This window comes from Thalassobaculum sp., assembly GCF_040219615.1.
Taxonomy (GTDB): Bacteria; Pseudomonadota; Alphaproteobacteria; order Thalassobaculales; family Thalassobaculaceae; genus Thalassobaculum_A.
Genome location: NZ_JAVJSE010000044.1, coordinates 81,212 through 106,726, shown reverse-complemented (window position 1 = coordinate 106,726; position 25,515 = coordinate 81,212). Strand labels below are relative to the sequence as shown.

The 25,515-nt window shown below is 68.7% G+C and carries 22 protein-coding genes; 14 read left to right on the top strand and 8 right to left on the bottom strand.

The annotated features are described in order from the left end of the window. Positions 1 to 6: 6 nt before the first annotated feature. From RIC31_RS27035 to RIC31_RS27020, 4 genes are read left to right on the top strand one after another with little or no spacing between them, the layout of a single operon-like run. Positions 7 to 930, top strand: coding sequence for a branched-chain amino acid ABC transporter permease (locus tag RIC31_RS27035; RefSeq protein WP_350115880.1), 924 nt, complete (start codon positions 7 to 9; stop codon positions 928 to 930). Between the two features lie 2 nt (positions 931 to 932). After that, the gene (locus tag RIC31_RS27030) at positions 933 to 1,889 is read left to right on the top strand and encodes a branched-chain amino acid ABC transporter permease (RefSeq protein WP_350115877.1); all 957 of its coding nucleotides are present in this window, start codon (positions 933 to 935) and stop codon (positions 1,887 to 1,889) included. Then, positions 1,882 to 2,637 carry an ABC transporter ATP-binding protein gene (locus tag RIC31_RS27025; RefSeq protein WP_350115874.1) on the top strand — a complete coding sequence of 252 codons (756 nt, stop codon included), beginning with the start codon at positions 1,882 to 1,884 and terminating at the stop codon, positions 2,635 to 2,637. The genes RIC31_RS27030 and RIC31_RS27025 overlap by 8 nt, the downstream gene beginning before the upstream one ends. Next, on the top strand, positions 2,634 to 3,347 hold the full coding sequence (locus RIC31_RS27020) for an ABC transporter ATP-binding protein (protein ID WP_502990154.1): 714 nt from the start codon (positions 2,634 to 2,636) through the stop codon (positions 3,345 to 3,347). The genes RIC31_RS27025 and RIC31_RS27020 overlap by 4 nt, the downstream gene beginning before the upstream one ends. Positions 3,348 to 3,453: 106 nt before the next feature. On the opposite strand, the gene RIC31_RS27015 is transcribed toward RIC31_RS27020, so the two are convergent. Continuing rightward, complete coding sequence (locus RIC31_RS27015) at positions 3,454 to 3,987, bottom strand: GNAT family N-acetyltransferase (RefSeq protein WP_350115871.1); 534 nt, start codon at positions 3,985 to 3,987, stop codon at positions 3,454 to 3,456. A 164-nt stretch (positions 3,988 to 4,151) separates the two neighbouring features. Here RIC31_RS27015 and RIC31_RS27010 point away from each other — a divergent pair, with 164 nt between their 5' ends. Then, positions 4,152 to 4,598, top strand: a complete 447-nt coding sequence (locus RIC31_RS27010) for a cupin domain-containing protein (RefSeq protein ID WP_350115868.1) — start codon at positions 4,152 to 4,154, stop codon at positions 4,596 to 4,598. Here RIC31_RS27010 and RIC31_RS27005 read toward each other — a convergent pair whose 3' ends face one another. Beyond that, positions 4,599 to 5,681 carry an NAD(P)/FAD-dependent oxidoreductase gene (locus RIC31_RS27005; RefSeq protein ID WP_350115865.1) on the bottom strand — a complete coding sequence of 361 codons (1,083 nt, stop codon included), beginning with the start codon at positions 5,679 to 5,681 and terminating at the stop codon, positions 4,599 to 4,601. It lies immediately after the preceding gene. Positions 5,682 to 5,856: 175 nt separating this feature from the next. On the opposite strand from RIC31_RS27005, the gene RIC31_RS27000 reads away from it, so the two are divergent. Beyond that, positions 5,857 to 6,984, top strand: a complete 1,128-nt coding sequence (locus RIC31_RS27000) for a hypothetical protein (RefSeq protein WP_350115862.1) — start codon at positions 5,857 to 5,859, stop codon at positions 6,982 to 6,984. Positions 6,985 to 7,048: 64 nt separating this feature from the next. Here the strand turns inward: RIC31_RS27000 and RIC31_RS26995 are convergent, their stop codons facing one another. The 4 genes from RIC31_RS26995 to RIC31_RS26980 form a co-directional block, all read right to left on the bottom strand. Further along, positions 7,049 to 7,771 carry a copper resistance protein B gene (locus tag RIC31_RS26995; protein WP_350115860.1) on the bottom strand — a complete coding sequence of 241 codons (723 nt, stop codon included), beginning with the start codon at positions 7,769 to 7,771 and terminating at the stop codon, positions 7,049 to 7,051. Between the two features lie 12 nt (positions 7,772 to 7,783). Beyond that, on the bottom strand, positions 7,784 to 9,442 hold the full coding sequence (locus RIC31_RS26990) for a copper resistance system multicopper oxidase (RefSeq protein WP_350115857.1): 1,659 nt from the start codon (positions 9,440 to 9,442) through the stop codon (positions 7,784 to 7,786). Positions 9,443 to 9,486: 44 nt separating this feature from the next. Continuing rightward, on the bottom strand, positions 9,487 to 10,041 hold the full coding sequence (locus RIC31_RS26985; protein WP_350115854.1) for a cupredoxin domain-containing protein: 555 nt from the start codon (positions 10,039 to 10,041) through the stop codon (positions 9,487 to 9,489). Positions 10,042 to 10,645: 604 nt separating this feature from the next. Continuing rightward, a complete protein-coding gene (locus RIC31_RS26980; protein ID WP_350115851.1) occupies positions 10,646 to 11,842 on the bottom strand; it encodes a glycosyltransferase in 1,197 nt (398 codons plus the stop codon). Positions 11,843 to 11,998: 156 nt separating this feature from the next. Between RIC31_RS26980 and RIC31_RS26975 the strand changes: the two genes are divergently transcribed. Beyond that, on the top strand, positions 11,999 to 12,949 hold the full coding sequence (locus RIC31_RS26975) for an NAD-dependent epimerase/dehydratase family protein (protein WP_350115848.1): 951 nt from the start codon (positions 11,999 to 12,001) through the stop codon (positions 12,947 to 12,949). A 276-nt stretch (positions 12,950 to 13,225) separates the two neighbouring features. Here the strand turns inward: RIC31_RS26975 and RIC31_RS26965 are convergent, their stop codons facing one another. Beyond that, positions 13,226 to 14,479 (bottom strand): flavin-dependent oxidoreductase, encoded by a 1,254-nt coding sequence (locus tag RIC31_RS26965; protein WP_350115845.1) that lies wholly within the window; start codon positions 14,477 to 14,479, stop codon positions 13,226 to 13,228. A gap of 44 nt (positions 14,480 to 14,523) precedes the next feature. Continuing rightward, entirely contained in the window at positions 14,524 to 16,863 is a 2,340-nt protein-coding gene (locus RIC31_RS26960) for a bifunctional salicylyl-CoA 5-hydroxylase/oxidoreductase (RefSeq protein ID WP_350115842.1), read from the bottom strand. 2,367 nt (positions 16,864 to 19,230) lie between these two features. Between RIC31_RS26960 and RIC31_RS26955 the strand changes: the two genes are divergently transcribed. From RIC31_RS26955 to RIC31_RS26925, 7 genes are all read left to right on the top strand, one after another. Beyond that, a complete protein-coding gene (locus RIC31_RS26955) occupies positions 19,231 to 19,989 on the top strand; it encodes an SDR family NAD(P)-dependent oxidoreductase (RefSeq protein WP_350115839.1) in 759 nt (252 codons plus the stop codon). Between the two features lie 8 nt (positions 19,990 to 19,997). Beyond that, positions 19,998 to 20,534 carry a MarR family winged helix-turn-helix transcriptional regulator gene (locus RIC31_RS26950; RefSeq protein WP_350115836.1) on the top strand — a complete coding sequence of 179 codons (537 nt, stop codon included), beginning with the start codon at positions 19,998 to 20,000 and terminating at the stop codon, positions 20,532 to 20,534. Beyond that, positions 20,531 to 21,364 carry an enoyl-CoA hydratase family protein gene (locus tag RIC31_RS26945; RefSeq protein ID WP_350115832.1) on the top strand — a complete coding sequence of 278 codons (834 nt, stop codon included), beginning with the start codon at positions 20,531 to 20,533 and terminating at the stop codon, positions 21,362 to 21,364. The genes RIC31_RS26950 and RIC31_RS26945 overlap by 4 nt, the downstream gene beginning before the upstream one ends. Positions 21,365 to 21,703: 339 nt before the next feature. Beyond that, positions 21,704 to 22,885, top strand: coding sequence for an acyl-CoA dehydrogenase family protein (locus RIC31_RS26940; protein ID WP_350115829.1), 1,182 nt, complete (start codon positions 21,704 to 21,706; stop codon positions 22,883 to 22,885). Positions 22,886 to 22,941: 56 nt separating this feature from the next. Beyond that, the gene (locus RIC31_RS26935; protein ID WP_350115826.1) at positions 22,942 to 24,582 is read left to right on the top strand and encodes a benzoate-CoA ligase family protein; all 1,641 of its coding nucleotides are present in this window, start codon (positions 22,942 to 22,944) and stop codon (positions 24,580 to 24,582) included. An 18-nt stretch (positions 24,583 to 24,600) separates the two neighbouring features. Then, entirely contained in the window at positions 24,601 to 25,032 is a 432-nt protein-coding gene (locus RIC31_RS26930; RefSeq protein ID WP_350115823.1) for a RidA family protein, read from the top strand. Then, positions 25,033 to 25,455, top strand: coding sequence for an acyl-CoA thioesterase (locus RIC31_RS26925; RefSeq protein WP_350115820.1), 423 nt, complete (start codon positions 25,033 to 25,035; stop codon positions 25,453 to 25,455). Positions 25,456 to 25,515: the final 60 nt, after the last annotated feature.

Genomic DNA, 25,515 nt, shown 5'->3' with positions numbered 1-25,515 from the left:
GGGGCGATGACGGCGACTCTGGTCGCGGTCCAGGTGCTGAACGGGCTGCAGCTCGGCGTGCTGCTGTTCCTGGTGGCGGCGGGCCTGACGCTGGTGTTCGGGGTGATGGACTTCATCAACCTGGCGCATGGCGTCCAGTACATGCTCGGCGCCTACCTGGCGGTGACGTTCTACGGCCTGACCGGCAACTTCTTCGCGGCCCTGGTGCTGGCGCTGCTGGCGGCGCTCGCCTTCGGCCTGCTGCTGGAGTTCGTGGTGTTCCGCCACCTGTACGACCGCGACCATCTCGACCAGGTACTGGCGACCTTCGGGGTCATCCTGTTCCTGAACGAGGGCGTGCGGATCGTCTGGGGCGCCGCCCCGCTGTCCTATCCGATCCCAGAAATGCTGAAGGGCACGATCCCGCTGATCGAGGGCTTCGGCTATCCGATCTACCGGGTGGCGATGATCCTGGCCGGCCTGGCGACCGCGCTGCTGCTCTGGGTGCTGGTGACCCGCACCCGGGTCGGCATGCTGGTGCGGGCCGGCGCCACCAACCCGCGCATGGTCTCGGCCCTCGGCGTCGACATCCGGCGGCTGTTCATGATCGTGTTCGGCTTCGGCGCCATGCTGGCCGGCTTCGCCGGGGTGATGTCGGGACCGATCCTGTCGGTCGAGCCCGGCATGGGCGACGGCGTGCTGATCCTGGCCTTCGTGGTGATCGTGATCGGCGGCATCGGCTCGATCCGCGGCGCTTTCGTGTCGGCCCTGATCATCGGGCTGGTCGACACCCTCGGGCGGTCCTTCATGACCGACATCTTCAAGGCCTTCCTCGCCCCGGCGGCGGCCAACCAGGTCGGCCCGGCGATCGCCTCGATGCTGATCTACCTGCTGATGGCCGGGGTGCTGTTCTTCCGGCCCTCCGGCCTGTTCCCGGCGGCCGGGCGGTGAGCGTGGGGGCCGCCGTCCCGTCCCGGCCGGCCTGGCAGGTGCCGGTGGTGCTGCTGGTGCTGCTGGCGGCGGTGCCGGCGGTCGCGAACGCCGCCGATATGGGCTTCGCGACCTCGCTGGTCACCCGCATCATGATCTATGCGATCGCCGCGCTCAGCCTCGACCTGATCCTCGGCTACGGCGCCATGGTCAGCTTCGGCCACGCCGCCTTCGTCGGCATCGGCGCCTATGCGGTCGGCATCGCCTCGGCCCACGACCTGTGGGACGCGACCCTGACCTTCCCGATCGCGGTGCTGGCGGCCGGGCTGTTCGCGCTCGCCACCGGGGCGATCTCGCTCAGGACCCGCGGCGTCTACTTCATCATGATCACCCTGGCGTTCGGCCAGATGGCCTATTTCACCGCCAGCAGCCTGTCGGAATACGGCGGCGACGACGGCCTGACCATGTGGGGCCGCAGCGAGATCCTCGGCACCACGCCGTTCGAGGACGACACCGCCTTCTACTACGTCGTGCTCGGCTGCCTCGCCGGCTGCTTCCTGTTCGCCCGCGCGATGGTCGGGTCGCGGTTCGGCCGGGTGATCGCCGGGGTGCGCGAGAGCCGGCTGCGCATGCAGGCCGTCGGCTTCAACCCCTACGCCTACCAGCTGGTGGCCTATGTCGTCGCCGGCATGATGGCCGGGCTGGCCGGCGCGCTGCTGGCCAACCATGCCGAGTTCGTCAGCCCGTCCTACATGTCGTGGCAGCGTTCCGGCGACCTGATCATCATGGTGGTGCTCGGCGGTATGGGCACGCTGCACGGCGCGGTGCTGGGGGCCATCGCCTATCTGGCGCTCGAGGAGATGCTGTCGCACGTCACCGAGCACTGGCGGGTGATCTTCGGGCCGATGCTGATCCTGGTGGTGCTGTTCGCCCGCGGCGGGCTCGGGCGGCTGATCGGCCGGAGCGACGGCGATGGCTGAGCCGATCCTGGTCCTCGACGGGCTGCGCAAGTCCTTCGGCGCGCTGACCGTCACCGACAACCTGTCGATGACGGTGCAGCCGGGGGCCATCCATGCGCTGATCGGCCCGAACGGTGCCGGCAAGACCACCCTGATCGGCCAGATCTCCGGCCAGATCGCCCCGGACGCCGGCCGCATCCGGTTCGCCGGGCGCGACGTCACCGACCTGCCGATGCATGCGCGCTGCAAGCGCGGACTGGCCCGGTCGTTCCAGATCACCACCGTGCTGCCGCGCTTCACCGCGCTGGAGAACGTGGCGGTCGCGGCCCAGGCCCATGACGGCCACAGCTTCCGGTTCCTGCGGCCGGCGGCCACCGAGGCGCGCCTGAACGACGCGGCGATGGCGGCGCTCGAGAGCGTCGGCCTGGGACGGCGGGCGGCGGTGCGCGCCGGCTCGCTCAGCCACGGCGAGAAGCGCCAGCTGGAGATCGCGATCGCGCTGGTCATGCAGCCCAAGCTGCTGCTGCTCGACGAGCCGATGGCCGGGACCGGCCACGAGGAGAGCGCGCGTCTGGTCGAGACCCTGGAGGCGCTGCGCGGCACACTCACCATCCTGCTGGTCGAGCACGACATGGACGCGGTGTTCGCGCTCGCCGACCGGATCTCGGTGCTGGTCTACGGCCGGGTGATCGCCGAGGGCACGCCCGACGCGATCCGCGCCGACCCGGAGGTCCGGACCGCCTATCTGGGCGAGGAGGGCGCACCGTGACCGCGCCGATGCTCAGCGTCGAGGAGCTGACCTCCGGCTATGGCGACAGCCAGGTGCTGTTCGGCATGGGCTTCGAGGTGGCTGCTGGCGAGGTCGTCACCCTGATGGGCCGCAACGGCATGGGCAAGACCACCACCGTCTCGACGGTGATGGGGCTGGTGCGGCCGACCGGCGGCACGGTGCTGGTCGAGGGCGAGCCGGTCCAGGGCCTGCCGCCCTATCGGATCGCCCAGCGCGGCCTCGGCCTGGTGCCGGAGGGGCGCCAGGTGTTCCCGACCCTGAGCGTCGAGGAGAACCTGGTGGCGACCTCGGCGAACCGGCGCGCCGGCGTGGCCCGCTGGACCGTCGAGAGCGTGGTCGGCCTGTTCCCGCGCCTGGGCGAGCGCCGGCGCCACCTGGGCGGCCAGCTGTCCGGCGGCGAGCAGCAGATGCTGGCGATCGGCCGGGCGCTGATGACCAACCCGAGGCTGCTGATTCTGGACGAGGCGACCGAGGGCCTGGCGCCGATCATCCGCGAGGAGATCTGGGCCTGCATCGGCCGGCTGAAGGCCGAGGGCGAGGCGATCCTGGTGATCGACAAGAACGTCTCGGCGCTGCTCGACCTGGCCGACCGGCACTACGTGGTCGAGAAGGGCAGGGTGGTCTGGCAGGGCGACACCGCGGCGTTCCGCGCCGACGCCGGCGTCATCGACCGGTACCTGCATGTGTGACGCTTCGTGGCTCTTCGCGTCGCGTCGGACAGGCAGCGCGGCTGAGCATCGCGGCTCGCGACCGCCAATTGTCGAGCCGCCGGGCGCGCCGGGCGGCCCCGCGCCCTCAGTCGGGATCGTCGTCGTCGCCCGTGCCGAGCGCGCGCTGCATGATCACCACGTCGACCCAGCGGCCGAGCTTGAAGCCGACGGCCTTCAGGTGGCCGGCCTCGTGGAAGCCCAGGGCGGCGTGCAGGGCGACCGAGGCGGTGTTGCCGCGGTCGCCGATGACCGCCACCATCTGCCGCCAGGGCCCGGCCTCGCAGATCTCGATCAGCGCGGCCAGCAGGGCCCGGCCGACCCCTCGGCGCACCGCTTCGGGCGCCACGTAGACCGAGTCCTCGACGGTGTATCGGTAGGCCGGCCGCGGGCGGTACGGGCCGGCATGGGCGTAGCCGAGGACGCGGCCGTCGGCTTCGGCGACCAGGTGCGGCAGGCCGCGTTCGACCAGCGCCAGCCGGCGCGCCGCCATCTCGTCGACGTCCGGCGGCACCTCCTCGAACGATCCGAAGCCATGCGTCACATGATGCGCGAAGATCGCCTGGATGGCCGGCAGATCGGCGGGGCCGGACGGGCGGACAAGGACGGTGGCGTCGGTCATCTCGATTCCTCAACCCCTGGGAGCGGATACGGTGACGGGACGCGCTGCGGCGCGCAAGCCGCCGGATTCGGCAGCGTTCGCGGCAGGCCTTCTCGCGGCCGCCGGGCCTATGGTTCACTCATGCAGCAAGCGCCCGTTCGGCAGGCGCCACGAGGAGGTGTGCGATGACGATCATGACCGCGGGGATCACGCCGGCCGGCAAGGGCCTGGACGGCGTCGTCTGGAACATTCTGGGCCAGACCTACTATCCGAAGGAGGAGAGCGAGAGCTCGTTCGCCTTCGAGACGTTCTTCCCGGACGGGACCTTCGTGCCGCCGCACATCCACCCGACCCAGGACGAGTTCATCTACATGCTGGACGGCACCTTCGAGCTGATGCTCGACGGCCAGACCCTGCACGCCAGCAACGGCGACCTGATCCGCATGCCGATGGGCCTGCCGCACGGCATCTTCAACAAGTCCGGCAAGCCGGTGAAGGCGCTGTTCTGGGTGACCCCGTCGCGCACCCTGCGCACGCTGTTCGAGCGTATCCACAACCTCACCGACCCGGCCGAGGTGGTGCGGATCGCCGCCGAGCACGAGGTCGAGTTCCTGCCGCCGCCGGGTGCCTGATCATCCGGTGAAACGGTCCGGACGGCAGTGGTCGAGCGCCGGCTCGCCGCCGCCGCCGAGGATCTCCGCCGCCGCCAGCCGTCCGACCGTCGGCGCCAGGGTCACGCCGGCGTGCATGACCGCGAGATAGATGCCGTCGATCCCGGGCGTGCGACCGATGATCGGGTCGCCGTCGGCGGGAATCGCGCGGACGCCGACCACGGTCTCCGCGAGGGTCAGCCCGCCGCCGCCCAGGAGGCCTGCGCGGATCGACGTCAGCGCCCGTCCCGCGACGGCCTTCGGACCGTCCTCTGCCGTGTCGTTGATGTAGTCCTCGGCGGCCAGAAGGGTCCCGGCCGCCGGTTGCCGCACCTCGAAGGCCGTCCCCTGGACGATGCCGTTGACCAGTGGCCCCGGCGCGCGGAACCGGAGTCGGATCGCCGGCGAACGGTGGATCGGCACGGCGACGCCGATCGTCCGGCAGACCGCCGGCGCGCCGGTGCCGGCGGCGATCACCACGAGATCGGCGGCGATGGAGCCGGCATCGGTCGACACGCCGACAACGCGGCCACTTCGGTGCTCCAGGTGGCGGACTTGGGTTCCGGTGCGTGTCTCGGCCCCGGCTGCCCGAGCCGCGGCCGCCAGGGTCGCAGCGGCCACTGCCGCGTCGAGCGAGCCTTCGCCGACTGCGTGGGCGGCGCATTCCGGCACATCGACCAGGCCAGGCTCCAACCGGGTGACGGCGGCACGGTCGAGCAGCCGGATGTCGTGGCCGCGCGCGGCGTGGTCGCGGACCATGCGCTCGGCTTCCGCCGGGTCGGCCGACCAGGTGAGCGCTCCGCACCAGTGGATGCCGAGTGCACCGCCGAGCTCCGCGTCGAGCCGGTGGTAGTCGGCGATCGCCAGACCGCGCAGCGGCGCGCACTGACCGGCAACGCCGGAGGAGACGTTGATCCAGCCGAAGGCGCGGGCGGTGACACCGCCGCCCGGTCGGCCGGCATCGATCAGGGTGACGCGAGCCCCGCGCTTCGCCAGATGGTAGGCGATCGAGGCGCCGACGATCCCGGCGCCGACGACCGCGATCCTGCCGGTGTTTCCTCGCATGGTCTCCTCCCGGTGCGGTTTGATCCGGATCAAGGGCTGCGGCCTGCGTATTCGCCAAGCTCCCGCAGCATGCGGAAGAGGGGGCTGCCGTGTTTCCGTCCGGCCGCCCGTCGGTTGCGGCCGGGGAACCGGTTGCCTCCTCGGCCAGGATGCGGGAGTCATGGGGAGCCGCCTGATGGATCTCTACACGCTGACGTTCATTACCATGGCGCTGGCCGGTCTCGTGACCAGCGAGGCGGTGTGGAGCGCGAGCACGCTGTCGGTCTCGATCTCCGTGCCGCCGCGGGTCGAGTCGATCGGTTTCACCCGACAGGCGGCGGAGGAGGTCTTCGCGGCCGAGGTCAAGCGCATCGTCGACGCGCCCTCGACCATCTCGCGACCGTCGACGCGCATCAGTTCGCGCAAGACCGTGGTCGGCGTCATCAGCGAGTCCCTGCAGCTGCGCGGGCTGACCTCGGCGATCCAGGACTCGTTCGGCCAGGAGACGCTGCACGTCACCGGTGCGCTCATGAAGGAGGAGGGTGACTACCGCCTCGTGCTGCTGGTGTCGGAACAGAACAGCATCCCGATCCAGCTCGATCTCCGCCGCGAGGACAATGACGTCGTGGCGCTCCTGCGCGACGGTGCCACCGCCACGTTCGAACGCATCGCGCCGTACCGCGTCGCCCTCAGCCGGTTCCTCGCCGGCATCAAGGGCGACGACGTCCAGCTGGCCCGCGCCAGCTCCGATACCAGGAACGCACTGAAGATCCCGGCGCCGGTCGGACGCGAGACCGAGTGGGCGGGCCTCAATACCCTCGACGCCCTGCAGTACCTGATCGCAAACGACCCGGCGGCAGCGAAGGCGGCGTTCAGGCGGGCCTACCTTGATCCGAACATCTCGGCCGGGGCCAAGGCGGTCGGTCAGGTCAACTATTCCTTCATGGCCATCCACGACCGGCAACCGGACGCGGCGCTGCGGTACGCCCGGGCGGCCAGGACCTATCTGGCCGGGTTGACCGAGGCACCCTGGAATTTCGAGGCCTATGTCGACGTCGCCGAGGGTCTCGCTCTCTGGTCGACCGGCGATCGAGAGGCGGCAGCGCGGTTCCTCGCCGCCGCAGAGCGGAAGATGCCGCGGGACGAGACGCCGGTCGTCTATCTGGTGAGGCTGTGGTCCGAGCTGAATCGGCCGGAGGAGGCCGTGGCGGCGCGCGCCCGGCTCGACCGGGCCGGCTCGTTCTCCGGCGAGATCCCGGCCATGGCCATTTCGCTGTTCTGGATCGACCCCGAGACCGGGAAATTCGAGCGCCGCAACCGGTGACGACCGCCGGCCCACGCGCAGGACGGTGCCCGGCCGTTCCCGGCCGAGCACCGTTCCCGGCCGGTCAGAACAGCAGGCGGACGCCGGCGACGGCGCGGACCGCGTCGGTGTCATCGCCCTCGTCACGGGCGATGCGGGCGGTCTCCCCGAGCTTTCTTTCCCAGTGCACGCCGATATAGGGGGCGACGGTGCGGTCGACGAGGTCGTAGCTCAGCCGCAGGCCCGCCTCGACGTCGGTGATCCCCTGGCCCTGGCCGATCTCCCGGTCGTCCGAGAAGGCCATGTTGATCTCGGCGACCGGCTGCAGGATCAGGCGATTGGTGAGCAGGATGTCGTATTCGGCGCTGAACCGGGACGACAGGTCGCCCTTCTGGCTGAGGAACAGGTCGCCCTCGACTTCCAGCCATTGCGGTGCCAGGCCCTGAAAGCCGATGACTCCGTAGACGCGGTCCGGCCCGGCCGGGGTGTCGACCCGGATGCCGGCCTTGGCGTCGAAGAAGTCGCTGACGAGGCGCCGGACCACCAGCTGGTTCTCCAGCGTCTCGAAGGTCCCCGGCCGGGTGGCGTATTCGCCTTCCGACTCCAGGGCCAGCTTCCAGTAGTCGCCGCCGATCCAGGCTTCGGCATCCCAGGCGGCGACGTTCGAGCCGTCGCCGACGCGGTATTCGAGCCGGTCGAGCCGGACCGAGGTGAACATCGCGTCGTCCAGCATTTCGGCCTGCGCCGGCAGCGTCGCGGTCAGCATGAGCGCGGCGGCGACGGCGGCCGTTCGTGTCGATCCTCGCATGTCGTCCTCCGCTCAGTCGGAGAGCGCGGCCGACTGCGGCCCGCCCTCCACGATCACCTTGCGGAACATGCCGGTGGCCATGTGGTACATCAGGTGGCAGTGGAAGGCCCATTGTCCGGGCGCGTCCACCTCGGTCTCGGTGTAGAGCGTGGTGCCGGGCGCGACACTGACGGTGTGCTTGACCGGATCCCATTTGCCCTTGCCGGTGTCGAGGATCGACCACATGCCGTGCAGGTGCATGGGGTGGGTCATCATGGTCTCGTTGACGAACTTGAAGCGCACCCGCTCGCCGTATTTCAGCCGGATCGGCTCGGCGTCGGAGTACTTCACGCCGTTGATCGACCAGAAATACCGCTCCATGTTCCCGGTCAGCCGCAGCTCGATCTCGCGGGTCGCCTCGCGATCGGGGTAGAGCGGCTTCTGCGCGCGCAGGTCGGCATAGGACAGGAACTTGCCGCCGGCCGCCGCCGTCGGGGCCAGGCCGCTTCCGGGGGCGTAGAAGGCGTCCGGCTTGTCGCCCATGGCCATCTTGGAGTGATCCATCCCGGCCATCGAGCCCTGACCCGATCCGGCCATCTTGGAATGGTCCATCCCGGCCATCCCCGAATGATCCATGCCGGCCATCGAGCCGTGATCCATGCCCATGTCGGCCATGGTCAGGAGCGGCGGCCGGCGCTGGACCGGGATCTCGGCCTGCAGGTCCGCGCCCGGCGCCAGGGTGGCCCGGACGAACCCGGTACGGGCCATCGACTCCGCGAAGATCGTGTAAGCCCGGCTCTCGGTCGGACGGACGATGACGTCGTAGGTCTCCGACACGCCGATCCGGAACTCCTCGACTTTGACCGGCTGGACGTTGTTGCCGTCGGCCTGCACCACCAGCAGGTCGAGGCCGGGAATCCGCACGTCGAAATAGGTCATGGCCGATGCGTTGATGAACCGCAGCCGGACGCGCTCTCCCGGCTCGAACCGTCCGGTCCAGTTGTCGTCGGCGTTCTTGCCGTTCACGAGGAAGGTGTAGCCTTGGACGTCGGCGATGTCGGTCGCCATCATCCGCATCTCGCCCCAGTCGGCACGCTCCCGCAGTGTCGCGGAGAGACCGTTCTCCCCGACGTCGCGGAGGAAGTCGCCGACGGTGCGTTGCTGGCGGTTGTAGTAGTCCGACTTCTTCTTGAGGTTGGCGAGGATCCGGTCGCCGCTGTGGTCATGCGAGTCCGACAGCAGGACGACATACTCGCGGTCGTATTTGAACGGCTCGCGGTCGGCCGCGTCGATCACGATCGAGCCATAGGCCCCATCCTGCTCCTGCATGCCGGAATGGCTGTGGAACCAGTAGGTGCCGCTCTGCACGATCGGGAAGCGGTAGGTGAAGGTCTCCCCGGGCGCGATCCCGTCATAGGTGATGCCGGGCACCCCGTCCTGCCGGAACGGCAGGATCAGGCCGTGCCAGTGGATCGACGTGGACTCGTCGAGCGTGTTGGTGACGTTGATCGTGACGTCCTCGCCCTCCTTGAAGCGCAGGGTCGGGCCGGGCGTCTGGCCGTTGTAGGCGATGGCCGATTTCGGCGTGCCGGAGTGGTTGACGGTGATCCTGCCGATCGTGATGTCGTAGGTCGCGGCCCGGGCGGGCGCGGCGACCGCGAATGCGGCGGCCATGACGACGATCGTCGCCATGGCTGCCTCCCTTGCGGATTTCCGGGTCATCGTGATCGGGCCTCTCAGGACGACTTCGGCTTGATCGACAGCTTGCCGACCATGCCCGCGTCGTAGTGGCCCGGGACGTTGCACGCGAACTCCAGGTCGGTCGCCTTCGTGAAGGTCCAGACGATCTCGCCGGTCTTGCCGGGCTCCAGCAGGACGCTGTTCGGGTCGTCGTGCTGCATGGTCTTGCCGCCGCCCATGTCCATCTTCATGCGATCGCGATTGATGCGGTCGGGCTCCAGGACCCCGTGCTCGACCATCATCTGCATCTCTTCCTGATGGGCGGCGTGCATGGCGGCGGTGCCGATATTGAACTCGTGCACGAAATCGCCCTCGTTCCGCAGCACGAAGCGCACGGTCTCGCCGGCCTTCACGGCGATGCTCTCCGGCTCGAACAGGTTGTCGCGCATGGTGACGGTAATGGTCCGGCTCGCCGCCGAAGCCTCGGCCGGCTGGCCAAAGGCGGATGCCCCATGGCCGCCGCCATGCGACCCGGCGGCCTGAGCGGTGGACGAGAGGCTGAGCAACAAGGCGGCCGCGAGCACGAGCGGGGAATGGGTACGCGTATTCATGATGTCGACTCCAAGCATCGAATGGGTGTGACGGTCCTCGGGCGTCGTCCGCCGCCCCGCCGGCAAGGCGCGGGTGATGCGGACTGGGAACGCTCGGGTCTCCCTTCGGCCGGACCGGCCGAAGGCGCGCGGTCACACCGGTCTTGGAGGGCGGTCGTCGGTCGGAAGATCGATACTGCGCGGCGCTCGCTGGGTGGCCAGCGGCTCGGCGGCCGTCACGCTGCCCGGCGCTGTGAGGCCCGGGACATCCGACGCCACGCTGCCGACGCCGCTGCATCCGACCGCGGTCAGGCAGCTCATGCCGCCCGGGACGTGGTCGTGCGGCATCCGTTGGCTGGTCGGCGATGCCGGAACCGGGGGGGCGCCCGGCTCGAGGCCGACCGAAGCCGTCTCAGCCATCTCCGAGGCAACACCGGCGTGTGCCCGAGCGTCGCTCGGCGACAAACCGATCGCGCTCAGTAACAGCAGCAGGCAGAGGCAAGCTCGAAGCACGGTGGCGGAACCTTCACGACGGTGGCCAGCGACAGAAGGTGGTTCCAACGGGGGGGAAAGGTCAAGGGCTGGCGGGTGCGCCGTTCGCGACGCGATCTCTGGCCGGCCCGCCTCACCTTGGGCCGGATTCGCCGCTGTCGGCCCAGAGTGACGCCAATGTCCGGCAGGCATTGCGCCAGTCGAAATCGCGCCGGACGGCGTCCGGCCGATCGGGCTGCTCCGCCATCGCCCGTCGCATCGTAGCGACCGCGCCCTCGATATCCGTGAAGAAGTGAGCGTTCGGGTAGGGCCGGAAAGGCTGGTTCGCCGGGCAGTCGGCCATGACCACGTGTCGCCCGGCGACCAGCGCGTCGGCGGTCGCCGTGCACAGCACCTCGCTGACGGACGGATTGAGGAACACCCGGTAGTCCGGCAGCTGTTCCCAGGGCGCCGGGCTCACGCCGAGAAACCGTACCGGTGCCGCCCGGTCGCGGGCCAGTCCCCGGATCGCGGCGGCGTCCGGTCCGTCGCCCAGCACGTCGACCGGCAGGTCCAGGCGCCGGGCGACGTCGATGACCGTTTCCAGGCCCTTGTCCCAGACCAGCCGGCCGATGAAGTAGGCTCCGCCGGAACCGGGTCGCACCGGTGGCACCCGGGCGTAGGGCGCCAGCACGCCGGTGACCCGGGCCTGCCGTGTCGGGTGGCCGGCCGCGACGTCGGCAACCGCCGGCGACAACGGCACCACCCAGTCGGTGTGCCGGCGGACGAGCGAGCGATGGATCCGGGTGACCAGCGGCGCCAGTCCGCGCAGGGCAGGGGGGAACTGGCCGTGCAGGTAATGCTCGTAGTTGGTCATGATCAGGCCGGCGACGGTCTTCGCCGCCACCCGCCTCCGCGGTCGGGTGAACGGGTACCAGCACAGATGCTCGGGCTCCGCGAGCACCACCACATCGGTCGGCGGGACCGCGGCGAACACGTCCTGCAGCGGGACGATACTGCGCAGCAGGGCCGAGCCATGGGCCCGATAGTGGAACACGTCCGGCAGCGGCGGGCAGCCGAGACGGGCAGCCTCGCCGGCCAGCCACTCGGCATGCACGGCCGGCGTCGCAAAGTCCGGCCGGCCCCACAGCCGGTTCTGGCCCGCGATCCCGACCCATGGAACGACATAGGCGGTCCGGAGGCCCATCTCGGCGAGTCCGCAGGCATGCCACAGGGACAGATAGGCGGGCCCGGTCCGCCAGGGCAGCGCCGCGGTCGTCACCACGGCGACGTCGAAGCGCGCCTCGTCCCCGACCGGACCTCTCATCCCCGACGACGATGCCTTCGCCATGGAACCGAATCCTCCTTCGTTCCCGGCAGCCGGCAACAGGCGGTTGCGACAGTGGTCGCTTCCCGCACGGCAAGCATACTGGGAAACGAGATCCGGTGGCGCTTCCCTGGTAATTTGCCCAGCTGACGGATCGTTTCATCCTTGGCCGGGGGCGGCATGGCCGTGCACTGCATCATCGGCGGCGGGGGGTTCATCGGCCTGAACCTCGCCCGGCATCTGTCGGCCTCGGGTGGGTTCGTCCGCACCTACGGCCGTCCATGCCCGTTCCGGGCCGACCTGCCCGTCGGCGACCATCGGGTCGGCGAGTTCGACGACACCGGCCGACTGGCCGCCGCGGTCGAAGGGTGCGACGTCGTCTACCACCTCATCGGCCCGACCAGCCTGCCCGATGCCGAGCGCCTGGAGACCGGTCAGCGGGACACCGTGCTGCGCCAGACCCTGCGGCTGCTCGATCTGGCGCGGCGCGGCGCCTTCCGCCGGCTGGTGTTCCTGTCGTCGGGCGGTACCGTCTACGGCGTCACCGACGGCCGCCCGGTTGCGGAGGATGCGCCGCAATGGCCGATCTGCTCCTACGGCGTCGGGAAGCTTGCCATCGAACGGCACCTGCACGTCCATCACGTCCTGCACGGCCTCGACTACCGGATCGCCCGGGTCTCCAACCCCTTCGGCCCGTATCAGCGGAGAGCGAAGGGCCAGGGCGTCGTGGCGGCCCTGATCGAACACGGCCTGCGCGGCACGACGTTTCCTCTGCTTGGCGACGGCCGCATCGTCCGCGACTATGTTCCGGTCGGTGACGTGGTCGTGGCCCTGCGACGGCTCGGCGACTACGACGGGGAGGCCCGGGTCTTCAATATCGGCTCCGGGACCGGACGGTCCCTCACGGACATGATCGGCCTGGTCGAGCAGACGATCGGGCGCCCGATCGCCGTCGACCGTCGGGCCGGCCGGGCGCTGGACGTGCCGGTCAACGTCCTCGACATCGGCCGGGCACGGAGCCAGCTCGGGTGGTCTCCCGAGGTGCCGTTGGAGGACGGGCTGCGGCTGACGGCGGACTGGGTCCGCGCCGAAATTTCCGAGGGGCCGGTGAGAGAGCAGGCCGCGGGATGACCGTCTCCGGAAGGGATCTCGCCATCGCGCGGTTCGTCACGGAGCCTGGCGCCGAAGCTCTCGATGCAGCTGGTTCTCCCATTGCGATCATGGTTCGACGAAGGCGGTCCGGCTTCCGGCCGCGGCGCCGGCCAGCCCGGATCGCCAGGTCCTCACGGGTGAACTCGTCCGGCACGTTCAATGTCCGGAACGCTCGACCGTCATGGCGCGAAGACGGGGCCGCGCTCTCCGCGACGACTTCGCCGGGCTTGTCGCCGACGAAGCGCGCCGGCCGATTCAGCCGCCCGGCTTGTTCACGTCGCTCTGGCTGAACCTGGCCAGGCTGGCATAGCCGCGCACCATCGCCTCCAGCTCCTCGCGGGTCGCCACGTCCTCCAGCTTCCCGAAGCCGTCGGGCGCGCGCTCCTCGACCAGGTCGATGACCTGCTCGGGGCCGCCCTTGCGGTTGGTGCGGACGATCTCGGCGGTCATCGGCAGGCGTTGCGCCTCGTAGGCCTTCAGCGCGTCCTCGACCGCGCCGCCGCCGGCCAGCAGCCCGGCCAGGCAGCGGGCGTCGAGGATCGCCTGGGAGGCGCCGTTCGAGCCGACCGGGTACATCGGGTGGGCGGCATCGCCGAGCAGGGTGACCCGCCCGAACGACCAGCGGTCGACCGGGTCGCGGTCGCACATCGGATACTCGTAGAAGTCGACCGTCGAGTTGATGATCGCCACCGGGTCGACCACGTCCAGGGTGAACACCCCGTCGACATGGTTCATCAGTTCCGCCCGGTCGCCGAGCCGGCTCCAGTCCTCGCGCCGCGGCGGCGGGGTCGAGCCGTCGCCGATCCGCGCGACCACCGCCCAGTTCAGCAGCGTGCTGCCGGGCGTGTCGGGGTCGTTGTAGATCGGGTAGCACACGAACTTGGCGCTCATGCCGCCGGCGATGATCATCGAGCGGCCGGTCAGGAACGGCTTGCCCTCGACCGCGCCGCGCCACAGCATCAGGCCGTTCCAGCTCGGCGCGCCCTCGTCCGGGTAGAACGCCTTGCGGACGGTCGAGTGGATGCCGTCGGCGCCGATCAGCACGCTGCCGGTGACCGTGACGTCGTCATGGCCCTCGCGGCGCTCGAAGGTCGCGGTCACCCTGCCGCCGGTATCCTCGAAGCGCACCAGCTGATGGCCGGGATGCACCTTGTCGCCGCCGATGCGCTCCAGAACCGCCTTGTGCAGCACGCCCTGCAGCTTGCCGCGGTGGATCGAGAACTGCGGAAACTCGTAGCCGGCGTCGGTGCCGCGCAGGTCGCGCCAGATCTCCTGCCCGAAGCGGTTGGTGTAGATCAGCTCGTGGGTGCGGATGCCGATCCGGTCCAGTTCATCGAGCAGGCCGAGGGCCGCCAGCTCCTTGATGGCGTGCGGCAGGGTGTTGATGCCGACCCCGAGCTCGCGGATCGTCCGCGACTGCTCGAACACCTCGACCTCGATGCCCTGGGCATGCAGGCTGAGCGCCGTCGCCAGCCCCCCGATGCCGCCGCCGACCACGATCGCCTTCATCGCCGTTCTCCCTGGCCCGGTTGGCCGGTTCCGTAAGGTCCGGCCTATTGTGCCGCCTCCGGCAGCGATCGGTGATGGGATTTCGGCCGGGCTTTTCGTCGCAGCTCCAGCAGGTCCTCCCGGTCGCGCGCCGCCGTCCGGTAAAGCTGGTCCATCCCGGCAAGATACTGCGGCGGGCAATGCACGTCGCGCACCCCGTAGAAGGCGGCGGCCCGCATCAGGAATGCCGGGTCGACCAGGTGCGGGCGGGCCAGCGCCACCAGGTCGGCGCGGCCGGCCGCCAGGATGGTATTGACCTGGTCGGCCGACACGATATTCCCGACGCACATGGTGGCCTGCCCGGCCTCGTTGCGGATCTGCTCGGAGAACGGGGTCTGGAACATCCGGCCGAACACCGGCTCGGCGTCGTGCACGGTCTGGCCGGTCGACACGTCGATCAGGTCGCAGCCGTGCTCGCCGAAGGCCCGGGCGATCTCGACCGCGTCGTCGCCGGTGATGCCGCCGTCCTTCCAGTCGGTCGCCGAGATCCGCACCGACATCGGCTTGTCGTCGGGCCAGGCCGCCCGCACCCGGTCGAACACCTCGAGCGGGAAGCGCAGGCGGTTCTCGAGGGCGCCGCCGTACTCGTCGGTGCGCCGGTTGGTCAGCGGCGACACGAAGGAGGCCAGCAGGTAACCGTGCGCGACATGCACCTCCAGCATGTCGAAGCCGACGCGGTCGGCGCGCTCGGCCGCCTGGACAAAGTCGGCGACCACCCTGTCCATGTCGGCGCGGGTCATCTCGCGCGGCGCCTGGCTGTGCGGGTAGTAGGGCAGGGGCGAGGCGCTGACGATCGGCCAGTTGCCGGTCTCCAGCGGCTCGTCGATGCCGTCCCACATCAGCCTGGTCGAGCCCTTGCGGCCGGCGTGGCCGAGCTGAAGGCAGATCTTCCCGGTCGAGTTGGCATGCACGAAGTCGACGATGCGCTTCCAGGCGGCCTCGTGGGCGTCGGTGTAGATCCCGGCGCAGCCATGGGTGATCCGGGCCTCCTCGGAGACGTCGGTCATCTCGGTGTAGATCAGCCCGGCACCGCCGAGCGCACGGGCGCCCAGATGCACCATGTGCCAGTCGGTCGGGCAGCCGTCGACCGCCGAGTACTGGCACATCGGCGACAGCACCAGCCGGTTCGCCAGGGTCATGCCGCGCAGCTGGAACGGCTGGAACAGCGGCGGCTTCGGGCGCTTCGTGTCGACGTCGAAGCCCTGGTCGCGGACCTGGCCGGCGAACACCTTGTCGACGGCGTCGACGAACTCGGGCGCCCGCAGGCGCAGGTTGTCGTAGGTGATCGACTTCGAGCGGGTCATCAGCCCGAAGGCGAACTGCACCGGGTCCATGTGCCAGAACCGGTCGAGATGCTCGAACCAGACCAGCGAGACGTCGGCGGCGTGCTGGGTCTTCTCGACGTCCTCGCGGCGCTGGGTCTCGAACCGGGTGAGCGCGCCGGTGACATCGGCTTCCGCCCGGAACGCCTCGAACAGCGCGATCGCGTCCTCCATCGCCAGCTTGGTGCCGGAGCCGATCGAGAAATGCGCGGTACCCTTGGCGTCGCCCAGGATCACCAGGTTGTCCTTGACCCAGCGGGCGTTGCGGATGGTCGGGAAGTTGCGCCAGATCGAGCGGTTGGTGATCAGCCGGTGGCCGGCCAGCTCCTCGGCGAACACGCTCTCCAGGAAGCGCGCCGACTGTTCCTCGGTCATGGCGGCGAGGCCGGCGCGCTCGAAGGTCGCCGGGTCGGTCTCCAGCACCCAGGTGCTGTGGCCGGGCTCGTACTGGTAGGTGTGGGCGATGAAGATGCCGTGCTCGGTCTCGCGGAAGAAGAACGAGAACGCGTCGAGCGGCTTGTCCGAGCCCATCCAGGTGAAGTGGTTGGGGCGGAGGTCGACCGTGGTCTGGAAATGCTCGGCGAAGCGGCGGCGCACCGCGCTGTTGATGCCGTCGGCGGCGACCACCAGGTCGCTCCCGGCGATCAGCGCGTCGATGTCGGTGACTTCGTGTTCGAACAGCAGCTCGACCCCGAGGTCGCGGCAGCGCCGGTGCAGCAGCCGCAGCAGGGTCGGCCGGGCGCAGCCGCAGAATCCGTTGCCGCCGATCCGATGGACGCTGCCCTTGAAGTGGATCTCGATGTCGTCCCAGTAGGCGAAGTGCTCGGTGATCGACCGGTAGGAGGCCGGGTCGTAGCGCTCGAAGGTCTCCAGGGTCTCGTCGGAGAACACCACGCCGAAGCCGAAGGTGTCGTCGGGGCGGTTGCGCTCGTAGACGGTGATGTCGACGGCGGGCCGGGCCGCCTTCATCAGGATCGCGAAATACAGGCCGGCCGGGCCGCCGCCGATGATCGAGATGCGCATCGCTCGCCTCGCAAACGCTGGATACCCGCCGCTGCGCCGGGCGCAGGTGTTGGCGGCGAAGAAACTTTAAGCTTAAAATATATTTCCGGCAACCGGCCGGGGCGGGCCGGTGAGCGCGTCACGTGAGAGGGCTCTTGCTGTCGACCGCGGTTCAAGTGCCAAGGAGAATGCACGATAGTAGGCGCAGCGAAGCGACTCCCGCATGTAGGGAGTTCATGGGAACGCGTTGATCGCTTGGGGGACGGGAGCACGCGATGATCGCCCTCGCAGAGAATCGCTCGGCCCTCTCGGGTCTGCACCGCTACTACCTGGCCTCGCGGATCGAGGCTTCGGTGGCGCCGCCGGGCGGAACCTGCGGCTGGCGCCGCCCTACACCGTCCGGATCGCGTTCGAGACCGCCAGCATCGCCGTCGACGGCCGGGAGGTGCGCTCGACGCCGGGAAGACGGTTACGGTCGACGTGTGGACCGGGGAGCGGCGGCTGATCGAGTTCGTGCTGCAGCCGGTGCTGCGGTATGCCAGCGAGGGGCTGCGGGAAAGATGATGTAAGCGTATCTTCAGTTGGGATGCTTTAATCTGGGTGTCAAGTAAAATGGACTCTCCATTTATCGAGTATTATTCTCATCCTAATTTATATTCTATATTTAATAAGCCGTAATGAGGTGATTGGTATGTCAGATATATTGATATTTTGTGCGAGAATGATTTTTCTTTCGACTTTTGCACATGTTTTAATTGCTCCGGTGCTGTTGACGGTTTTTGTAACGGTGAAGAAGTTTAACAATACAAGAAATATCGACATAATCTCGGAGATTGTCTTTGATCGCAGAGGTTTTCCGGGTGTTGTGAAATTATACCTAATGTTTGCTGGATTTCATGGGCTACTATCAGTGTTGATAGCTGGATTTATAGGATAACAATGAGCTACGTTTCGAATGAGACAATAAGGATTCCGGTGACAGTAAGATTCCGGTGACAGTGCATATAATTGAAGGTCGCGACGTTTCCATGCTCTGACCGGCGGCGCCTCGCGCGAGCAACAGGGGGGCAGCGAGACGAGCCCGGTGGCGCTGCGTCCTCGCTTCCCTGGCACCGGACAGGTGTTGCGGTGGGCCCATTCCCCTTCGAGCCTGTCGAGACCAGGGGATTTACCCCTTACCGGACACCGGGCGTCGCTCCCGCTTGTCGGTCTCCGATAGAAGCTTTAGGCTTCAAATAAATTCGAATCTCGGTGACAGTGCACTCATTCTGAGCCGGCTCAAACAGGCACAATGCACTGGAACCTCCAATTGAGTGCACTGTCACCGAAACTCAAATTGGGACAATTTGGGCCGGATATATTGCTGTAATACTACTATACCTTGTGGGAATCGTTACTTCTCAGCCCGGATGTGACAGGGCGTCGTGCGACAAGCATTTCACCGGCGCCCCAGAGTTCTGCGGTATTGGCGTTTCCGGACTAATGCGTAAGTGTTTTATTGTACTAATTTACATTGACGTTGTTGTTGTATTTAGTTTGTGGTGTGCGCTTATTGTTTTGGATTTTATCATTGATATACGATCACTTGCTTCAAACACATGGTTGACATTCCTCGGACCGCCGTCGCAATCACCTGAATACGCTTCTTTTCTGAAATCATCTGGTTTTTCGGAGTTAGCTCCGGTTATTCGGTTGACGCAGTTTTCAATGTTAGTATCTGATTCTCTCGGATTTATTATCATGTCCGTTATTATATTTATCAACATCGCTAAGACACGACGCGTTGTACGCCGGTATCAAAATACGTCCGTATATCTTAGAGATTATGTTAGTGGGTGGTCTACTGTGTTTGGACATTTGTTGCTATCGATCGCAAATATATACGGTATTCATATTTTTGTTCCACCAATTACAAATTGTAACGCGGGTCTAATTGGCAGTAATGCCATGGTGTATTTTTTAATTATTGTGGTGTGTATGTCCGCAGTTCGCGAAATAGTACTTATGTTGCTACTCATCTCGTTCTCTAGTGCAATACGATTTCGCTGCAATACCCAAAAGCCTGCAGCTAAGAGGGTTGGCTAGTGTCGTACGAAATTGGAATTGCGGTGGAATTACGGTGACACTGCACCTAATTGATGAGCCCGTCGATTTAGCCGGCGGTGCCTCGGGCGAGCAAGGGTCGGCGAGACGAGCCCGGTGGCATTGTGCCGCCACGAGCCCAGCACCGGCCAGATGTCGTGGCGGGCACGTTCTCCTTCCGATCTGCTGAGACCGCGCCATTTGCCCCGCGCCGGACACCGGGCGTCGCTCCCGGGCGTCGCTCCCGCTTGTCGGCTTCCGATAGAAGCTTTAAGCTTCAAATAAATTCACGGGAGGTCGCGAAGGATGGGTCTGGACGGGCGCCATGCGCTGGTGACCGGCGGCAGCCGCGGCATCGGGGCCGCGATCGCGGCGGCGCTGGCCGTCGCCGGCGCCCGGGTGACCGTCCTCGGCCGCGACCGCGCCGCCCTCGATGCGGTGGCCGGCGGAACCGGCGGCCGGGCCTTGGTTGCCGACGTCACCGACGCTGCCGCCCTCGACGTCGCCATCGCCGAGGCCGAGGCCGGCTTCGGTCCCATAGACATCCTGGTCAACAACGCCGGATCCGCCGAGACCGCGAAGTTCGCGGCGGCCGACGACGCGCTGTGGGAGCGCATGTTCGCCCTCAACCTCACCAGCGTGGTGCGGGCGATCCGCCGGGTGCTGCCGGGCATGCTGGAACGCGACTGGGGCCGCATCGTCACGGTCGCCAGCACGGCAGGCCTCAAGGGCTACGCCTACGCCTCGGCCTACAGCGCCGCCAAGCATGCGGTGATCGGCCTGACCCGGTCGCTGGCGCTGGAGACCGCGCGCACCGGCGTCACCGTCAACGCGGTCTGCCCCGGCTACACCGACACCGACCTGGTGCGCGGCAGCGTGGCGCGGCTGGCCGAGCGCACCGGTAGGCCGGCCGAGGCGCTGGTCGCCGAGATGGTGACCGGCAACCCGCAGCGCCGGCTGATCGAACCCGAGGAGGTGGCGCGCACGGTAGTGTGGCTGGCCGATCCGGCCTCGGGATCCATGACCGGCCAGGCGATCGCGGTCGCCGGCGGCGAGATCATGTGAGGGGGACCATGAGCGTCGAGCCGGCCGATCCTCTTCCCGCCGAAACGCACCATCTCGATTCCGAGAGCCGGGCCGATGGCGGCCATGCCGACCACAAGGCCGAGCTGCGGCTGTGGCTGCGGCTGCTGACCTGCACGACCATGATCGAGACCGAGATCCGCCGCCGCATGCGCGACCGCTTCGACATCACCCTGCCGCGCTTCGACCTGATGGCGCAGCTCGAGCGGGTGCCGGAAGGCATGACGCTGGGCGAGCTGTCGCGCCGGATGATGGTGTCGAACGGCAACGTCACCGGGCTGGTCGACCGGCTGGTGGCCGAGGGCCTGCTGCAGCGCCGGCAGTCCGACACCGACCGCCGGGCCCACTACGTCAGCCTGACCGACGCCGGCCACCGGGCCTTCGTCGCCATGGCGGCCGAGCACGAGGACTGGGTGGCGGACCTGTTCGCCGACCTGGGGCCGGGCGAGGTCGAGAAACTGATGGCGCTGCTGGGCGCCGCCAAGCGCTCGGTCGGGCGCAGCATCCAGAACGCGGTGGAGACATGACGCACGCCAACGCCACGATCCTGCCGGTCCGCGACTTCGCGCCCGAGCATTTCAAGCTGGAGGTCGACGGCAAGCTGGCGACCGTCACCCTGGACCGGCCGGACCGCAAGAACCCGCTGACCTTCGAGTCCTATGCCGAGCTGCGCGACTTGTTCCGCGCCCTGCAGTACGAGCCGGAGGTCAAGGCGGTGGTGATCACCGGCGCCGGCGGCAACTTCTGCTCGGGCGGCGACGTGTTCGAGATCATCGGGCCGCTGCTCGACCGCGACATGGCCGGGCTGATGGAGTTCACCCAGATGACCGGCGACCTGGTGAAGGCGATGCGGGCCTGCCCGCAGCCGGTGGTCGCCGCGGTCGACGGGGTGTGCGCCGGGGCCGGCGCGATCCTGGCGATGGCCTCCGACATCCGGATCGGCACCGCCGGCGCCAAGGTGGCGTTCCTGTTCAACCGGGTCGGGCTGGCCGGCTGCGACATGGGGGCCTGCGCGATCCTGCCGCGCATCGTCGGGCAGGGCAGGGCCGGCGAGCTGCTGTACACCGGCCGCTCGCTCGGCGGCGAGGAAGGCGAGCGCTGGGGATTCTTCAACCGGCTGGTCGCGCCCGACGAGCTGCTCGCGGCCGCCCGGGAGCTGGCCCAGCGGATCGCCGACGGCCCGAGCTTCGCCAACGGCATCACCAAGAAGATGCTGCACATGGAGTGGTCGATGGGCGTCGACCAGGCGATCGACGCCGAGGCGCTGGCCCAGGGCATGCTGATGCGCACCCAGGACTTCAGCCGCGCCTTCCATGCCTTCGCCGCCAAGCGCAAGCCCGAGTTCGAGGGCAACTGATGGGGCGCCGATCGCTTCGTGGGTTCCGGCTCCGTCCCGCCTTCGGCGGCCCGGTCCGGAATGACGGGGGAAAAATCGCCGTCATCCCGGAGGGGCTGCGCGAGCAGCCGGCTCCGGTACCCACCCGCCGCCTCGGGGCTTCTTGACCATGGCCGACCGCAGCTTCCTGGCTTGGCCGTTGGGACGCCGATCGCTTCGTGGGTTCCGGCTCCGTCCCGCCTTCGGCGGCCCGGCCCGGAATGACGGGGGAAGAATCATCGTCATTCCGGACGGACGCGCCGCCCCCGGCGCGGTCGAGCCGGAACCCAACCGCCGCCAACCGACGACCGGAGCTTGACGATGGCCGACCGCAGCTTCCTGTCCTGGCCGTTCTTCGACCCGCATCACGGCGAACTGGCCCGCGCGCTCGATGCCTGGGCGGGCGACACCGTCGCCGACCTGATCGACCACCACGACGTCGACGGCAGCTGCCGCCGGCTGGTCGCCGCGCTGGCCGGGGCCGGCTGGCTCGACCTGGTGGTGCCGGCCAGCCATGGCGGCCGGCACGAGCGCATCGACGTGCGCTCGGTCTGCCTGGCCCGCGAGATCCTCGGCTACCACGCCGGCCTCGCCGACTTCGCCTTCGCCATGCAGGGGCTCGGCACCGGGCCGATCTCGCTGTTCGGCGACTCCGCCCAGAAGGACCGCTGGCTGCCGCCGGTGCGCGAGGGCCGGTCGATCGCCGCCTTCGCGCTGTCCGAGCCTGACGCCGGCTCCGACGTGGCGGCGATGGCCACCACCGCGGTGCCCGACGGCAACGGCCATGTCCGGATCGACGGCGAGAAGACCTGGATCTCCAACGGCGGCATCGCCGGCCACTACGTGGTGTTCGCGCGCACCGGGGAGGCGCCGGGCGCCAAGGGGCTGTCGGCCTTCGTGGTCGACGCCGACACCCCGGGGCTGGAGATCGCCGAGCGGATCGAGGTGATCGCGCCGCATCCGCTGGCCCGCCTGCGGTTCGACGGCTGCCGGGTGCCGGTGACAAATCGCATCGGCAAGCCGGGCGAGGGCTTCAAGGTGGCGATGGGCTCGCTCGACGTGTTCCGCGCCACCGTCGGCGCCGCCGCCCTCGGCTTCGCGCGGCGCGGCCTGGACGAGGCGCTGGACCGGTCGTCCGGCCGCCGCATGTTCGGGGCGCCGCTGGCCGACCTGCAGATGACCCAGGGGGCACTGGCCGACATGGCGACCGAGGTCGACGCCGCCGCCCTGCTGGTCTACCGCGCGGCCTGGGCCAAGGACTCCGGCGCCGCCCGGGTCACCCGCGAGGCGTCGATGGCCAAGCTGTTCGCCACCGAGGCGGCACAGCGCGTGGTCGACCGGGCGGTGCAGATGCATGGCGGGCTCGGGGTCACCACGGGAGTGAAGGTCGAGGAGCTGTACCGCGAGGTCCGCGCGCTGCGGATCTACGAGGGCGCCAGCGAGGTTCAGAAGATCGTCATCGCGCGCCAGGTGCTGGACGCGCGGGCAGGGGGGACGGCCTGAGCTTGGTGCTCCGGCCGGCTGACGCGGGAACGGGCTGTGTGACGGGAGAAGGAGCGATGGGAAGCTATACCGCGCATGTCGACACCTTCGCGCGCGACAACCTGCCGCCGAAGGACCAGTGGCCGGATTTCCTGTTCGACCTGGAGGACGTCCGCTATCCCGAGCGCATCAACTGCGCGGTCGAGTTCCTGGACCGCCACGTGGCCGAGGGCCGCGGCGACCGCACCCTGTTCGTGACGCCGGACGGCGACGTCAGCTACGCCGATTTCCAGAAGACCGTGAACCGCATGGCGCGGGTGCTGGTCGAGGACCTGGGCATGGTCACCGGCAACCGGGTGCTGATCCGCTCGGCCAACAACCCGACCATGACGGCGGCGCTGTTCGCGGTCATCAAGGCCGGCGGCATCGCGGTCGCCACCATGCCGCTGCTGCGCGCCGTCGAGCTCGCGGCCATCGTCGACAAGGCCGAGATCGCCCTGGCGCTGTGCGACGCGCGCCTCGCCGACGAGATGGAGAAGACGCTGTCGCGGACCGACCGGCTGCAGCGCATCCTGTACTTCTCGACCGGCGGCGCCGACGGGCTGGAGGCCCGCATGGCGGCCAAGCCCGACGACTTCCAGGCGGTCGACACCGCGCGCGACGACGTCTGCCTGATCGGCTTCACCTCCGGCACCACCGGCGAGCCCAAGGGCACCATGCATTTCCACCGCGACATGCTGGCGGTCTGCGACGCCTACTCGAAGCATGTCCTGAAGCCGACGGCGGACGACCGGTTCATCGGCTCGCCGCCGCTGGCCTTCACCTTCGGGCTCGGCGGGCTGGTGCTGTTCCCGATGCGGGTCGGCGCCTCGGCGGTGCTGCTGGAGAAGGCGGCGCCCGACCAGCTGCTGGACGCCATCGAGAAGTACCGGCCGACCGTCTGCTTCACCTCGCCGACCGCCTACCGGGCGATCCTGGGCAAGCTCGAGGGCCGCGACATCGCCTCGCTGCGCAAATGCGTGTCGGCCGGCGAGACCCTGCCGAAGCCGACCTGGGACGACTGGTTCGCCGCCACCGGCATCAGGATTCAGGACGGTATCGGCGCCACCGAGATGCTGCACATCTTCATCTCGGCGACCCTGGAGGAGATCCGACCCGGCGCGACCGGCAAGGTGGTGCCCGGCTACCAGGCCAAGGTCGTCGGCCCGGACGGCGACACCCTGGCGCCGGGCGATGTCGGGCGGCTGGCGGTGCGCGGGCCGACCGGCTGCCGCTACCTCGCCGACGACCGCCAGCGCAACTACGTGCAGGACGGCTGGAACCTGACCGGCGACACCTACCGCATGGATGCCGACGGCTACTTCTGGTACCAGGCGCGCTCCGACGACATGATCGTGTCGTCCGGCTACAACATCGCCGGGCCGGAGGTCGAGGCCGCGCTGCTGTCGCATCCCGCGGTCGCGGAATGCGGGGTGGTGGCCCAGCCCGACCCGGACCGCGGCTCGCTGGTGAAGGCCTATGTGGTGCTGAAGCCCGGACACGCCGGCGACGCCGCCCTGACCAGGGCGCTGCAGGACCATGTCAAGGCCGAGATCGCGCCCTACAAGTATCCCCGGGCGATCGAGTATGTTGCGGCCCTGCCGCGCACCGACACCGGCAAGTTGCGGCGCTTCGAGCTTCGCACGATGGCCGAGCAGCAGGCGCGCGGCGCCGCCTAGAGACAGGAGACCGACGGCATGGACCTGCGCGAGCCGGCGCCGGAGACGGAACGACCCGTGACCCTGAACCCGGAGGGCTGGCCCCGTCCGCGCGGCTACGCCAACGGCATGATGGGCCGCGGCACGGTGGTGGTGACCGGCGGGCTGGTCGGCTGGGACGCGGAGGAGCGCTTCGCCGACGGCTTCGTGGCGCAGGCCCGGCAGATCTTCGAGAACATCGTCGCCGTGCTGGCGGCCGGCGGCGCCGGGCCGGAGCATCTGGTCCGCCTGACCTGGTACGTGGTCGACCTGGACGAGTACCGCGGCAACCTGCCCGGCCTGGGCGCCGCCTACCGGGACGTGCTCGGCCGGAACTTCCCGGCGATGGCGGTGGTCGGGGTCAGCGGGCTGGTGGAGCCGCTGGCCCGGCTGGAGATCGAGGCGACCGCGCTGATCCCGGATCCGGCCTGAATGCCGGGCCAGGTGTTCCGCAAGACCGTCCCGGTCCGGTTCGAGGACTGCGACCCGGCCGGCATCGGCTTCTACCCGCGCATGCTGATGATGGTGAACCGGCTGATCGAGGACTTCTTCGCCGAGGCCCTCGACTGCCCCTGGCACCGACTGCACGGCCGCGAGAACCGGGCGGTGCCGACGGTCCGCCTGGAGGTCGACTTCAAGGGGCCGCTGTACCAGGGCGACGCGCTCGACCTGGAACTGCGGGTGCTGAAGGTCGGCAACAGCGCCTTCACCGTCGCGGTCGCCGGCTCGGTCGGCGGGGCCGCGAAGTTCGCGGTCACCCAGGTGCTGGCGTACACGACCGCGGGCCCCGAGATCGCCGCGAGCCCGATGCCGGACGCGCTGAAGGCGGCACTGCGGGAATTCTCCGCCGGCTGAGCGATTTTTTCCGCCGGCACGTCACAGGCCGACTTCATGGATCGTCATGGGGGTATCAGT